Here is a 1130-nt window from a genome sequence, read left to right on the forward strand (position 1 = left end):
TTGCCGTAGCAGGAGGCGCCGTACGGGTTCCACTCGATGTTGAGGACCCCGGGGAGGGTCTTGCCGTCCCGGGACCAGCCGCCGCCGTGGTCGACGAAGTAGTTGGCCTGGGTGGCGCCGCTCGTGGTGTCCGGCGTCGCGAAGTGGTAGGCGCCGCGGATCATGCCGACGTTGTAGGAGCCGTTGTACTGCTGGGTGAAGTAGGAGTTCGTGTAGTACGTGCCCTCCGTCGCCTTGACGTAGGCCCACTTGACCCCGCTGCTCCACAGGGTCGACCAGGCGACGTTCCCCTGGTAGCTGGAGACGTCGACACCCTCGGTCTGGGTGGCGTCGCCGGTGTTGGGCGTGCCGTCCTGGCCGTCGTGGGCCAGGACGCCCATGCCCATGTGGGCGGAGCCGCGGGCGGGGGTGGTCGCGGCGTGGGCGCTGGTCAGGGGGAGAGTGAGGGCGAGGACCGACAGGAGCGCGGCCGCGAGTGCCGTGGCCGCGTGTCGGCGGGAGGAACCGGGTCTGTGCACGAGCATGACGTGCCTCCGAGGGAGAGGTGGGGGGACCGCGGTTGACCCACTGGCGTGGGCATGTCATGTAGGTGGCGGTAAAAAGCTACGCACGTAGACCCCGGGCTGGGAAGAGGGCCCGGACGCTGCCGTTGGTCTACGCCTGCGAAATACTGACGGAGCTGCGGCAACGGCGGCGTGTGGCAGAAACTTTCAGGACCGCGAAACCGATCAGGGGTGCTGACGTGCACGAGGACGGAAACGGCGACGGACCTTTCGGCGCCGCCGGGATGTCGCCGAGTGGTGCAGACCAGGAATTCCTGGCTCTGGAACGCGAGTTGACCGTACTGCTGCGGCGCGCCCGGGCCAGCCAGGGGGAGATGGCGCGGGAGGTCCACCCCGGCCTGGAGTCGGCGGCGTACGGCCTGCTGGTCCGCCTCGACGAGCACGGCCCGCAGCGGGCCACCGAACTGGCCGCGTACATCGGCGTCGGCAAGGCGACCATGTCCCGCCAGCTGCGCGCCCTGGAGGAGCTGGGCCTGGTCGCCCGCGAGCCGGATCCCGCCGACGGGCGCGCCTGGCTTGTGGCCCTCACGGCGACCGGCCGCGGCCGGGTGGGCAGGGTCCGTGAGG

The 1130-nt window shown here is 70.6% G+C and carries 2 protein-coding genes; one reads left to right on the top strand and one right to left on the bottom strand.

Annotated elements, in window-relative coordinates; genetic code table 11:
• Window positions 1-524: GH25 family lysozyme (locus tag AB0I77_RS53835; RefSeq protein ID WP_363290375.1), on the bottom strand; the 524-nt coding region annotated here is incomplete at its 3' end.
• Between the two features lie 218 nt (window positions 525-742).
• Between AB0I77_RS53835 and AB0I77_RS53840 the strand changes: the two genes are divergently transcribed.
• A partial coding sequence (locus tag AB0I77_RS53840; RefSeq protein ID WP_363290376.1) for a MarR family transcriptional regulator occupies window positions 743-1130 on the top strand: 388 nt, incomplete at its 3' end.

This window comes from Streptomyces sp. NPDC050619 (assembly GCF_040654815.1).
In the GTDB taxonomy this organism is placed as follows: domain Bacteria; phylum Actinomycetota; class Actinomycetes; order Streptomycetales; family Streptomycetaceae; genus Streptomyces.